Origin of the sequence: uncultured Streptomyces sp. (assembly GCF_947488945.1) — a bacterium.
In the GTDB taxonomy this organism is placed as follows: domain Bacteria; phylum Actinomycetota; class Actinomycetes; order Streptomycetales; family Streptomycetaceae; genus Streptomyces.
The window spans coordinates 35217-47515 of sequence record NZ_CANLBS010000017.1 but is presented as its reverse complement, the minus strand read 5'-3'; the positions used below and the strand labels follow the sequence as shown (position 1 = coordinate 47515).

The following is a 12299-nucleotide window of genomic DNA, read 5'->3' as shown; positions in this document are numbered from 1 at the left end:
GTCCCACCCGGACGGGCCCGCCCGCGACGGGACGGGAGGGCCGGGCCCGTCGGCGGGGGCGCGCGTCCTCAGTCCTCGTGGCCGAGCTGGAGGTCGCGCTCGGTGCGGCCCCCGCCGGCGACCTGGAGGACCGTGGCGACCGGCGGGTAGCCGGCCGCGATCACGGTGTACTCGCCGGACGACAGGTCGACGAACCGGAACGTCCCCTCGGGACCGGTCCGCAGGGTGTCGACCACGTTGCCGGCCGCGTCCAGCAGGGTGACCCGGGCGTCCTCGACCGGCCGGCCGCCGGGGGCCCGCACCACGCCGCGCAGCACCGCGCCGCCCGCGAGCTCGATGTCCTGCCGGGTCTCCCGGGCCGCCTGCACGCTCACCGGCAGGGCGGCGGGCCGGAAGGCGGGGGCGCTGGCCGCGAGGGTGTACTCGCCGGCCACCAGTTCCCCGATGACGTACCCGCCCTCACGCCCCGTACGGGTGGAGGCGACGACCTCGCCGCGTACGTCGGTGAGGGTGACGGCCGCCTCGCGGACCGGCACGCCCTCGGCGGTCAGGACGGTGCCGGCGAGCCGGCCCGCGCCGCCGAGCACCACGTCGAGTTCGACGGGACGTTCGCCGACGGTGACGCTCACGGCCTGGGGCTGGTGCCCGCCGGCCGCGGCGATCAGCACGTACGAACCGGAGCCGGGCGCGCTCAGCGCGTACCCGCCGTCGTCGCCGCTGGCGCCGCGTCCGACCTGCCGGCCCTGCACGTCGATGAGGGTGAGCGCGGCCCGCGCCACCTTGGTGGCGTCGGGGTGCTGGACGTATCCGCGGACGGGGACGCCGCCGGTGGCGGGGACGGGCTGCGCGGGCGCGGCGGCGACCCGGGCGACGGGGATGGGCGAGGGCTCGGCGGCGGTCTCGGGGCTGTGGTGGGACACCAGCGGTTTCTCCTTGAGGAAGAAGGCGAGGACGAGGCCGGCGAGGAGGACCGGCACCAGGTACAGGAAGATCCGCGGCATCGCGTCCACGTACGCCTGGATGTAGGCGTCGCGCAGCGCGGGCTCCAGCGAGCGGACCAGGTCCGGGGTGAGCGACGCGGGGTCGGGCAGTCCCGCGCCGGTGGGGAGCCGCACCTCCAGGGCGTCCGCGAGGCGTCCGGCGAAGAGCGTGCCGAAGATGGCGGCCCCGACGCTGCCGCCGATCTGCCGGAAGTAGTTGTTGGCGCTGGTGGCGGTGCCGAGGTCGGAGGGACGCACCGAGTTCTGCACCGCCAGCACCAGGACCGGCATGACGAGGCCGATGCCGACGCCGAGCACCGCCTGGCCGAGGCTGTACTCCAGCCGGGAGGTGTCGCTGTCCAGCCGGGAGAGCAGCCACATGCCGACGGCGGAGACCGCGCCGCCGACGATCGGATGGGCCCGGTAGCGGCCGGACTTGGAGATCATCTGCCCGGAGACGACGGACGCGCCGACGATGCCGCCCATCATCGGGAGCATCAGCAGCCCGGACTCGGTGGCGGTGGCGCCGTCGACCATCTGGAGGTACGTGGGCAGGTAGCTGGCGGCCCCGAAGAGCGCGACCCCGATCACCGCGCCCACCAGGCCGGTCACGTTGAAGACGGAGTCGCGGAACAGCCGCAGCGGGATGATGGGCTCCTGCGCGCGGTGCTCGACGAGCAGGAAGAGCAGCGTCGTCACGACCGCGCCGACACCGAGCCCGACGATCGTGCGCGAGCCCCAGGCGTACTCCGTGCCGCCCCAACTGGTCAGCAGCACCAGGCAGGTGGAGGCGGACGCGAGCAGTACGGCGCCGAGCACGTCGAGCCGGGGCCGGGCGGTGGGGCGCGGCAGCTTCAGCACCAGGGCGATGACCGCCATCGTCACGATGCCGAACGGCACGTTGATGTAGAAGCACCAGCGCCAGGACGCGTGGTCGGTGAAGAAGCCGCCGAGCAGCGGTCCGGCGACGGACGCGAGCCCGAACACCGCGCCGATCAGCCCCATGAAGCGGCCGCGCTGCCGGGGCGGCACGATGTCCGCGATGATCGCCTGCACGCCGATCATGAGGCCGCCGCCGCCGACGCCCTGCACGGCCCGGAAGGCGATCAGCTCGTCCATCGTCCGGGACCAGCCGGCCAGCGCGGAGCCGATGACGAACACCACGATGGCGAACTGGAAGACGCCCTTGCGGCCGAAGAGGTCGCCGAGCTTGCCGTAGACGGGCAGGACGATGGTGGAGGCCAGCAGATAGGCGGTCACCGCCCAGGACATCTTCTCCAGGCCGTGCAGCTCACCGACGATCTTCGGCAGCGCGGTGGCCACGATCATCTGGTCGAGGGCCGCCAGCAGCAGCGTGAGCATCAGCCCGAAGAAGACCATCCGGACCCGCGCCGGGCTGATCGCCTCGTCGCCGGTCGCCGGCGTCCCGGCCGGCGGTTTGCCGGGTCCGCCGTCGCCCGGGACGACGGGCAGCGGCTCGGTCGGCGTGTCGTCGGGGAGGAGGGCCGGGACGGCCCCCGGCTGGTACTCCGCGTCCGGGTCCTCGGGTCCGTCCTTCACCAGAGTGATCCCACCCACCACCTCGCGCTCCCCTCGTCGCACCTGCGCCGCCCATTTCTCGCACCTGCGAGTGAGGCGGGGCAAACACCATGAGGGGGCGCGCACCGCGCACTCGGAGGCGTATGCGCCGGTCGGAGCGCCTGCGGCTCGCCACCGGTCGTCCGGGAAAACCACTCGTTCCGGTGAGGCGGTCGCGGTGCGGAGCTGACGGCTCGACGATCACCCCGCCTGTCGCCCGGCGGCACGAGGCACGCGGGGCGGGGCGGGGCGGGGCGGGGTTCAGGGGGCGAGGGGTGGGTTCGGTTCCAGGCGAGGGCGAGGGCGGCGGGGGCGATTGCGGAGGCGGTGGAGGCGGTGGAGGCAGGACGGGGGCGACAGCGGCGGCGGCCGACGGGTAAGGCAACTGGGCGGTGACGCCCCGTCAGGCTCGGCCGGGACCGCACGCCACCGCCCCCGAGGGGCCCACGCCGCACAACGGCGACCGGCCCGCCGGGTCACGCTTCCGGCGGGCTGCTTCGCCGGCGGTTGTCGCCGGTTGTCGGCGGTTACCGCCCGCGCCGCTCCGTCGGCCTACTTCTCGACCTCGGTGGCCAGGTTCTGCAGCAGCTCGTCGTAGATCCGCCCGAGGCCCTTGGGCGCGAAGGTCCGCTCGAAGAAGCCGCCGATGCCGCCGGCGCCGTCCCAGACGGTGGTGACCACGGCCTTGGACTTGCCCTCGCCGGCCGGGGTCACGATCCAGGTGGTGACCATCGAGGAGTTGCGGTCGCGTTCGACGAGCTGGCCGTCGCTCGGCTCGGTGACCTCCAGCAGGCAGTCGCGCACCCGCTTGCTGGTGGCCTGGAGCTTCCAGTGCACGAGAGTGCCCTCGCCGTCCCCGCCCTCCCGGACCTCGTACTCGCTGAAGTGGCCGGGCAGCACCTTGCCCCGGACGTCCTTGTAGTCGGCCAGCGCGTCGAACACCGTCTCCGCGTCCGCCGCGATGATCCGCTCTGTCGTGGCCTCGACCTGCGCCATGGCTGTTCCTCCAGCACTCGTTCGATGAGGGGGCGGTGTGAGCCAACCATCCCGGACACGGCCGCTCAAAATCGGGGCCTGCCGGTATACGCGCCCTTCCGGCCGTTGATGTGCGCCGTCCACCCTCCCTTCGCCGCAGAGTCGGGTCCTGCGGGTCCTGCCCGGACGCGAGGTTGGCCGGTTCCGGACTGCCGCGGACCCGCAGACCGGGGCCGCGCGACCCCCGCGGCGCCCTCCCGCCGCACACGATGTCGCGGGTGTCTTCACGGGCGTCTTCGTGCGCGCTTTCGCGGGCTGCGCACGGCACTTCGCGCGGTTCGCTCCCCCGCGCCCGTGGCCGCGTACGCACCATTCGCACGATCATGGGAACAGTTGTTCTATTCTGGGGCGCAGTGCAACCGAGGAGGCTCCATGCGCTGGGACAATCTGGCCGAGAAGGGTTCGCCGGCCGGCGACAGCGCGCTCTTCGCCGCGGACGCGGTGACCACGCGCACCTTCGACACTCCCGAATTCCGGGGGATCACCTTCCACGAGGTCCGGGCCCGTTCGATCGTGAACCGGGTGCCGGGCGCGTCCCGGATGCCGTTCGAGTGGACGCTCAACCCGTACCGAGGCTGTTCGCACGCCTGTGTGTACTGCTTCGCCCGCAAGACGCACAGCTATCTCGACCTCGACACCGGCCTCGGCTTCGACTCGCAGATCGTCGTCAAGACCAACGCCGTGGAGCTGCTGGAGCGGCACCTCGCGTCGGGCTCGTGGCACGGCGCACACATCGCGATGGGCACCAACGTCGACTGTTACCAGCGCGCGGAGGGCCGCTACCGCCTCATGCCGGGGATCATCGCCGCCCTGCGGGACCACGCCAACCCGTTCTCGATCCTGACCAAGGGCACGCTGATCCTCCGCGACCTGGACCTGTTGCGGCAGGCGGCCGAGGTGACCGACGTCGGGGTGTCCCTGTCCGTCGGCTTCACCGACCAGTCGCTGTGGCGCACGGTCGAACCGGGCACCCCCTCCCCCGCGCGCCGGCTGGACGCCATCCGCACGCTGACCGCCGCGGGCATCGACTGCGCGGTGCTGATGGCTCCCGTCATCCCGTTCCTCGGGGACGGCCCCGAGGAGTTGCGCGCCACCGTCCGGGCCGTCGCGGAGTCCGGGGCCACCTCGGTGACCCCGCTCGCCCTCCACCTGCGGCCGGGCGCCCGCGAGTGGTTCATGGAGTGGCTCGGCCGCCACCACCCGCACCTCGTCCCCCGGTACGAGCGGATGTACGCGGGCGGGGCGTACGCGCCGACCTGGTACCAGCGCCGGATCACCCGCCAGGTGCACGAACTCGCGGCCGAGTTCGGCATCGGCCCGCCCGCGCGCCGCACCGCCCGCAAGATCGCCCCCGCCACCCCGGAGACCGCACCGGAACCGGAACCCGGCCCCACCCAACTCACCTTGCTGTGAGCGGACGCTGCGGGCGGGGAGGGTGTGCGGGTCGGCCGCCCTGCGGCCCCGGCGGTGGGATCAGGGCTTCGCCCCGCCCCGGCCGAGGGCGGCCAGCGCGCGGTCCAGCACCTCGTCGACCCCGCCGAGGGCCGGGATCGACGTGACCAGGCCCAGCGCCCGGTAGTGGCCGACGACCGGGGCCGTCTCGTCGCGGTGGACCTTCAGCCGGTCACGGACGGTCTCCTCGCGGTCGTCGTCGCGCTGGTACAACGCGCCGCCGCAGACGTCGCAGACTCCCGCCACGGCGGGCGGGGCGTGCTCGACGTGGAAGATGTGCGCCCGGTCCCGGCGGCACAGCCGCCGTCCCGCGATCCGGCCGACCACGTCCGCCTCCGGGATCTCCAGGTCGAGCACCGCGTCCAGACGCGTCCCGGAGGCGGCCAGCATGCCGTCCAGCGCCTGGCGCTGGGCTCCGTTGCGGGGGAATCCGTCCAGCAGGAATCCGCGCGCGACGTCCGGGCGGGCCAGCCGCTCCTCGACCATCCCGTTGGTGACCTCGTCCGGCACCAGCAGACCGGCCCGGACGGAGCGCCGGGCCACCCGTCCGAGCCCGGCGCCCCGTCCGATGTGATCGCGGAACAAGTCGCCGGTGGAGATGTGCGGGACCGACAGTTCCCCGGCCAGACGCACCGCCTGCGTGCCTTTGCCGGCTCCGGGCGGCCCGATCAGGAGAACGCGCATCGATGGGTGTCCCTTCGTCGGGCGGTCGCGGGCAACGCGCCCGGGAGAAAGCACGGAGCCGTCGAGGGGGTCCGGACGCGGACCGTGCGGTTGCGCGCCGTGCCGTGACATCGCGCGGAACCCGGTCGCCAGGGTCGTCACCCGATGCCGAAGTGGCGGGAGACTTCGTCGATCGTGAAGCGGGCACGGAGCTTGCACGCGGAGTTCTGGTTGGCGAAGAAGCCGGTCCGCCACAGAGCCTTCCCCTCCGGTACAGCCGCTTCCCACTCCACCGGCACGACCCATTCACGACGGTCCTCCCGGTCTTCGGCGTCCGGCGCACCCGTGCCGGACCGGTAGTCGCCCTTCAGGGGGAGGTCGGTCGTCCGACGGCTCTCGCCGTCGACGTTCAGGACGGCGTCCTGGAAGGGAAGCGCCTCGCCGGCAACCGTGCCGACGCCCACGTACCCGGTTTTCGGGATGTGGGTGAACACCCTTGCGCCCACGGGAAGGGAGCGCAGCGTCCGGGAGAACCAGTCGCCCCCGCCGGCCGATACGAAGCCGTACCGGCGGGCGTCGTCCCAGGCACGGCCGCCCGGCTCCGCGCCGAAGGAGACGTACCAGTCCTTGCCGTTCCACGGTTCCTGCTTCCCACGTCCCTGCGGCCCCGCGGGCGCCACCGCCTCGACGTCGTCGATCAGCCAGGTGCGGGCGAGGTAGGAACGTCCGTCCTCCTCGAAGTGGCGGAAGAAGAGGACGTTCAGCGGAACCTGGTAGCCCGAGGCGAGGTAGGTGACGATGCGTTCGGTCGCCGCGTCGACCTCGCTCGCGACGACGGTGAGGGTATGGGTGCTGTTGAGGACGTCGGGCGGGCCGCCCCCGAAACGCAGGGCGAAAGCCTCGTCCAGTTCCTCGGCGAGCCCGCGCGCACGGGCGTACGCGGCGTACTTCTCCCGTACATCCTCGTTACCGAGGCCCTGGACCCAGGAACCGTAGTCGAGCAGTTGGGCGACGACCTCCCGCGGCGTGCGGCTCCGCTTCAGTTCCAGGACGTGCAGGCCACCCTCGGCATCGATGCCGAGCAGGTCGATGAACTTGCCGTGGTCGGTGGGTACTTGTCGGCCGATCAGAAGAAGGCGTTTGCCCAGGATGTCCGGATCGGCCTCGATGAGGTCCTCCAGCCGGGACTCCAGTGCCATCGGTCGCGTCGCGACCCGCTTCGGCCTGTCGTCGTCCACCCGCCACAGCCCGAACTCCAACGGCATTTCCGCGCTCCTCCCCCGCGCCCGGCCCCCGCCGGACGGCTCTTCCCGCGGGCGCGGTGCGCCGGCGGGCCCCTGCCGTCAACGTCCGCAGGCGCTTCGCGGGCGACTCATGCGTCCCGGCCGCGCCCACCCTCGACACGGGCGTGGCTTGCAGCCTCTCACGGCCCGCCGAGCGCGAGTAGGGCCCCTTTCGCCGGCGACCGGGGAGGGCGGGCACGATCCGCCGTCCGCCACGGGGCTGCCCCACCGATCGCGATGATCGCCCGGGCACGATCCCCGCACGGCCGCGGCACCCTGCGGGAACTCCGAGCCTCTCTGCCCGCCCCCACCCCCGTCAGCCCCATCCGCCCCGTCCCCTCCGCCGTCCAGGTGACCCGACCGGGCGAATTCGGGCGGAAGGCGCGTTTCCGGGCGGGAAGCCGGAGAGCATGCGGCCGGGGGCCGCGCCACCGCGGTCCGTCCGCCACGCCGTCCCCCTGCCGTCGCCCCGCCGTCCCACGCCCCGGAAGGCCCCATGCCGCGCCTCGCCCCGCACTTCGCCGCTTCGTCCAGGACGCCCCGACCGACCGACGGCGCCCCCGGTCGCGCCGGTCGCGCCGTCCTCACCCGCCGTACCGCGACCCTGGCCGCCGTCTCCGTCAGCGCCGCCGTCGCCGGGTTGGTGGCCGCGGCCCCCGCGCCGGCCGCCGGGCGGTCCGGCGCGAAGGCTCCCTCCGCCGTCGCCTGGACGTCCTGCGCCACCAAGGCCCGGCCGACGCTCCAGTGCGCCACCGTCTCCACCCCGCTGGACCACGCCGACCCGGCCGGGCGGCGGATCACCCTCGCCCTGACCCGCGTCCCGCACACCTCGAAGACGTATCAGGGTCCGCTGCTGGTCAACCCCGGCGGGCCGGGCGGCAGCGGTCTCGGGATGGCCGGGTTCGTCGCCTCCGCGCTGCCGGCCGAGGTGGCCGCGCAGTACGACGTCATCGGCTTCGACCCTCGCGGCGTCGGCCGGTCCACGCCCCGGCTGGACTGCGTGCCCGACCACTTCGCGCCGCCGCGTCCGGACTCCGTGCCCACCTCGTACGCCGTCGAACTCGCCAACCGGGACCGGGCGGCAGCCTTCGCCGGCGCCTGCGGGGCGAAGTACGGCGACCTGTTGCCGTACCTGGACACGCCGAGCGCAGCCGAGGACCTGGACGTGATCCGGCGGGCGCTCGGCGCGGAGCGCGTCAACTACTTCGGCTACTCCTACGGGACGTACCTCGGCGCGGTCTACGCGAAGCTGCATCCGGACCGGGTGCGGCGGCTGGTGCTGGACTCCGTCGTCGATCCGACCGGCGTCTGGTACGAGGACAACCTCGCCCAGGACCAGGCCTTCGACGCCCGGCACAAGGCGTTCGCGGCGTGGGTCGCCCGGCACGACGCCGCGTACGGTCTCGGCGGCGACCCGGCGGCCGTCGAGCGGTCCTGGTACGCGATGCGTGCCGCGTTGGCCGCGCACCCGGCGGACGGACGGGTGGGGGCCGCCGAGCTGGAGGACACCTTCATGCCCGGCGGGTACTACGACGGCTACTGGCCCGCCCTCGCCGAGGCGTTCGCGGCGTTCGTGCACGACGGCGACGACACGGTGCTGACGGCCGCCTACGACAGCCTGGGCGCGGTCGACGCGGACGGCGCCAACGGGTACGCGGTGTACGCGGCGGTCCAGTGCCGGGACGCCGAGTGGCCGCGCCGGTGGAACACCTGGCGCAACGACGCCTGGGCGGTGCACCGCAAGGCACCGTTCATGACGTGGAACAACACGTGGTACAACGCGCCGTGCGCGACCTGGCCGGTGGAGCCGCGCACCCCGGTCCGGGTCACCAACGACCGTATTCCGCCCGCCCTGTTGTTCCAGGCGACCGACGACGCCGCCACGCCCTACGAGGGCGCGGTCTCGCTGCACCGCAAGCTGAAGGGGTCCGCGCTGGTCGTGGAGGAGGGCGGCGGCAACCACGGCATCACCCTCAGCGGCAGCGCCTGCCTGGACCGGCACCTCGCCGACTACCTGGCGCGCGGCACGGTGCCGCGCGGCGGTTCGGCGGGCCGTCCCGACGCGGTCTGCGCCGCCCAGCCGGAGCCGCGGCCGCGCACCGCGCACAAGGCGCTGCGCGGCTCGGACTCCACCGCGCGCGGAGCCGCGCTGCACGGCCTGCTGGGGTTCCGGGGCTGAGCCGCACCCGGAGAGCGGCGTTTCCCGTCCCCGCCCGCGCCTCCTGGCGCTCCTCCCCGGTGCGTCAGGATGTCCGGCATGACTGACCGGCGAGGAACTCCGTCCCGGCCCCCGCGGCGCGGCTGCGGGACGTGGCCGTCGAGGACTGCGACCGGATCGCGGCGATCCGGGTCGGCGCAGCTCACCGTGCGGGCAGCAGGCTGAGCGCCCTCGCCGCCGCCCCTCCCAGCCTCGGGTGGGCGAGCGCGGCGGTGAGGACCGGCCGGGCGGACGGGTCGCCGAGCGTGCCGAGCCCATCGACGCAGGCGAGTGCCACGCGCCAGTGCGGCCCGTCGGGGCCGAGCAGCCCTTCCAGGGTGCGGATCAGGGCGGGCGCGGACTCGGGGGCCCGGAGCGCGGTGAGCAACCGCACCGGGTGGACGGCGTAGGCGGTGCGCAGGGTGTTGGTGGCGAGGGCGGCGGCGGCGCGCGGGGTGCGGGGGTCGCCCAGCCGTTCCAGGGCGTGGGCCGCCGAGACGCGGCGTTCCGGGTCGCGGTGGTTCAGCAGCAGCACCAGGGCCTCGAAGGCGCGCGGGTCGCCCGCGCGGCCGAGGCGGAATGCGGCGCTCTCCCGCGCCCAGAGCGGGCGGCCCGGCTCGGTGAGTCCGCGGGCCAGTACGTCCGGGTCGTGCGAGGCGGCGAAGATCTCGTACGCCTCGGCCTGGCCGGCGGCGGCCGCCTCGGCCCGCAACCGGTCGACGAGCGACCGCAGTTCCTCGTCCTCCACCGGTGTCGTCCGGTCCTGCGGTCCGGGAGGTCGTTCTTCAGTCGGGGCTGCACTCATGACGCTCAGCGTATGCGCGCACACGGAACGTGCGGGCTGCTTCCGGGCCTTCGGTGAGGGGCGGCGGCGGGGACACGGCCGCGGCGGGCCGGGCCCCTGTGGTCCACGGCACAACGGGGCAGGGCTGGCGCGCTCGTTACTGGCCGGTTACTCTCATGTGAGCGGGGCAACTCCCCGCAGGCTTCGGTGGCCTGGTGACGCAGCCATCCGGAGTGCTCGTCGGTTCGGCAGCATCGTGAGACGCGATCCGGGACAGGGTCCGTCACGTTCCAGGCCGGAGCGCGCTCACCGCGCGGCCCGGCCCCCGTGCACCACGACACACGCAACGCCCGTGTCCCCCGCGCACGTTCGCGCCGGGAACGCGTCGTACCCCGTGCGGTCGCGGCCCGATCCACGGCCGTGCCCGTTCACGGTCGGCGCTCTCGCAGCCGCGCTCCGGCAGTCGTGCTCTTGCCGTAGTCGTGCTCGTGCACAGTCGTGCTCTTTCACAGTCGTCACTCACCCTGGAGTCCCGTGATGGACACCCCGCTCACCACCATCGCCGTCGTCGGCCTCGGCACCATGGGAACCGGCATCGCCGAGGTCCTGGCCCGGGCCGGCCGCGAGGTCATCGGCATCGACATCGACGAAGCGGCGGGGCGGCAGGCCGTCGCCGCCCTCGAAGCGTCCACCGCCCGCGGCGTGGAGCGCGGCCGGCTCACCGAGAAGGAGCGCGGCGACATCCTGTCCCGCTTCCGGACCTTCACCGACGTGCGCGCGGCCTCCGAGGCCGAGCTCGTCATCGAGGTCGTGCCGGAGTCGTACGAGGTCAAGCAGCAGGTCGTGCGCGAGCTGGACGCGGTCGTCGCGCCCACCGCGATCGTGGCGACGGGCACCAACGCGCTGTCGGTGACCCGGCTGGCTGCCGAGTCGCAGCACCCGGAGCGGGTGCTGGGCCTGCACTTCTTCAATCCGGCGCCGGCCATGAAGCTGGTCGAGGTGGTGTCCTCGGTGCTCACCGCGCCGCCGGCCGTCGAGGCGGTGACCCGGCTGGCGCGCGAGCTGGGCAAGGAGCCGGTCGCCGTCGGTGACCGTCCGGGGTTCGTCGCCGACGGACTGCTGTTCGGCTACCTCAACCAGGCCGCCGCGATGTACGAGGCGAACTACGCGTCCCGCGAGGACATCGACGCGGCGATGCGGCTGGGCTGCGGCCTGCCCATGGGCCCGCTGGCGCTGCTCGACCTGATCGGCGTGGACACGGCCCGTACGGTCCTGGAGGCCATGTACGCGGCCTCGCACGACCGGCTGCACGCGCCCGCCCCCGTCCTCAAGCAGCTCAGCGAGGCCGGGCTGACCGGCCGCAAGACCGGGCGGGGGTTCTACACCTACGCCGCGCCGGGCAGCTCCCACGTGGTGCCGGACGCGCTGACGCCGGTGGACGGCGGGGGCGCGGGCGCGGTCGCCGGGCGGCCGGTGGGATCGGTCGGGGTGGCGGGTTCCGGGACGATGGCCTCCGGCATCGCGGAGGTGTTCGCCAAGGCGGGCATCGACGTGGTGCTGGCCGCGCGCAGCCAGGAGAAGGCGGACGCCGCGAAGGCGCGGATCGCGAAGTCGCTGGACCGTTCGGTCGCCAAGGGACGCATGACCGGGGAGGCGCGGGACGGGGCGCTGGCGCGGGTCACCGCGGCCGGTTCGCTCGACGCGTTCGCCGAGGTGGATCTCGCGGTGGAGGCGGTCGCCGAGGACCTGCTGGTCAAGCAGCAGTTGTTCGGGACGCTCGACAAGGTCTGCAAGCCGGGCGCGGTGCTGGCGACCACCACCTCCTCGCTGCCGGTGGTGGCGGTGGCGCGGGCCACCTCGCGTCCGCAGGACGTGGTCGGGATGCACTTCTTCAACCCGGCGCCCGCCATGAAGCTGGTCGAGGTGGTCCGGACGGTGCTGACGGCGGACGACGTGCACGCCACCGTCCGCGAGGTGTGCGCGAGAATCCGCAAGCACCCGGTGGACTGCGGGGACCGGGCCGGGTTCATCGTCAACGCGCTGCTGTTCCCGTACCTCAACAACGCGATCAAGATGGTGGAGGAGCACTACGCCTCGCTGGACGACATCGACGCCGCGATGAAGCTGGGCGGCGGTTATCCGATGGGCCCGTTCGAGCTGCTGGACGTGGTGGGGCTGGACGTGTCGCTGGCGATCGAGAAGGTGCTGCACGCGGAGTTCCGCGATCCGGGGCTGGCCCCGGCGCCGTTGCTGGAGCACCTGGTCGCGGCCGGCTGCCTGGGCCGCAAGACGGGGCGCGGCTTCCGCGAATATGCCCGACGCTGACC

8 protein-coding genes are annotated in these 12299 nt (G+C 73.8%); 3 read left to right on the top strand and 5 right to left on the bottom strand.

What is annotated here, in order from left to right; all coding sequences use genetic code 11:
- Positions 1 to 68: 68 nt before the first annotated feature.
- Together Q0994_RS24200 and Q0994_RS24195 are read right to left on the bottom strand one after the other, a co-directional pair.
- Positions 69 to 2561: an MFS transporter gene (locus tag Q0994_RS24200; RefSeq protein WP_299538257.1), complete on the bottom strand. Its 2493-nt coding sequence runs from the start codon at positions 2559 to 2561 to the stop codon at positions 69 to 71.
- 549 nt (positions 2562 to 3110) lie between these two features.
- On the bottom strand, positions 3111 to 3554 hold the full coding sequence (locus Q0994_RS24195; RefSeq protein WP_299538255.1) for an SRPBCC family protein: 444 nt from the start codon (positions 3552 to 3554) through the stop codon (positions 3111 to 3113).
- 411 nt (positions 3555 to 3965) lie between these two features.
- Between Q0994_RS24195 and Q0994_RS24190 the strand changes: the two genes are divergently transcribed.
- The gene (locus tag Q0994_RS24190) at positions 3966 to 5006 is read left to right on the top strand and encodes an Rv2578c family radical SAM protein (protein WP_299538253.1); all 1041 of its coding nucleotides are present in this window, start codon (positions 3966 to 3968) and stop codon (positions 5004 to 5006) included.
- A 60-nt stretch (positions 5007 to 5066) separates the two neighbouring features.
- On the opposite strand, the gene Q0994_RS24185 is transcribed toward Q0994_RS24190, so the two are convergent.
- Positions 5067 to 5729, bottom strand: a complete 663-nt coding sequence (locus Q0994_RS24185; protein ID WP_299538251.1) for an adenylate kinase — start codon at positions 5727 to 5729, stop codon at positions 5067 to 5069.
- 137 nt (positions 5730 to 5866) lie between these two features.
- The gene (locus Q0994_RS24180; RefSeq protein ID WP_299538249.1) at positions 5867 to 6973 is read right to left on the bottom strand and encodes an endonuclease NucS domain-containing protein; all 1107 of its coding nucleotides are present in this window, start codon (positions 6971 to 6973) and stop codon (positions 5867 to 5869) included.
- Between the two features lie 514 nt (positions 6974 to 7487).
- Between Q0994_RS24180 and Q0994_RS24175 the strand changes: the two genes are divergently transcribed.
- A complete protein-coding gene (locus tag Q0994_RS24175) occupies positions 7488 to 9170 on the top strand; it encodes an alpha/beta hydrolase (protein ID WP_299538247.1) in 1683 nt (560 codons plus the stop codon).
- A gap of 181 nt (positions 9171 to 9351) precedes the next feature.
- Here Q0994_RS24175 and Q0994_RS24170 read toward each other — a convergent pair whose 3' ends face one another.
- Complete coding sequence (locus tag Q0994_RS24170; protein WP_299538245.1) at positions 9352 to 9993, bottom strand: HEAT repeat domain-containing protein; 642 nt, start codon at positions 9991 to 9993, stop codon at positions 9352 to 9354.
- Positions 9994 to 10509: 516 nt separating this feature from the next.
- On the opposite strand from Q0994_RS24170, the gene Q0994_RS24165 reads away from it, so the two are divergent.
- Positions 10510 to 12297, top strand: coding sequence for a 3-hydroxyacyl-CoA dehydrogenase family protein (locus Q0994_RS24165; RefSeq protein WP_299538244.1), 1788 nt, complete (start codon positions 10510 to 10512; stop codon positions 12295 to 12297).
- The last annotated feature ends 2 nt before the right edge of the window (positions 12298 to 12299 follow it).